The sequence below is a fragment of the Dawidia cretensis genome (assembly GCF_018598175.1).
Classification (GTDB): domain Bacteria; phylum Bacteroidota; class Bacteroidia; order Cytophagales; family Cyclobacteriaceae; genus Ohtaekwangia; species Ohtaekwangia cretensis.
Genome location: NZ_JAHESE010000243.1, coordinates 1 through 244 on the forward strand (window position 1 = coordinate 1; position 244 = coordinate 244).

Here is a 244-nt window from a genome sequence, read left to right on the forward strand (position 1 = left end):
ATAGTTTGCCTGACTTATCTGGCTTTGTTGTTCATAACTTTGGATTTGTATCTGATGAGCATAAAAAAGCTTTAATTTATAGTGCTGCTGATGTTTATGTTTTGCCAACACTTGCTGATAACCTGCCTAACGTTGTAATAGAATCCCTTATGTGCGGAACGCCTGTAATTGGTTTTAAGACAGGTGGCGTTCCTGATATGATTAAGCATGGGCATAACGGAATTTTAGTAGACAACATCAATGT

Annotated in this window: 1 protein-coding gene; it reads left to right on the plus strand. The window is 37.3% G+C overall.

Going from position 1 to position 244, the window contains the following annotated elements; translation table 11 throughout:
* A partial coding sequence (locus KK062_RS30505) for a glycosyltransferase (RefSeq protein ID WP_254088148.1) occupies positions 1-244 on the plus strand: 244 nt, incomplete at both ends.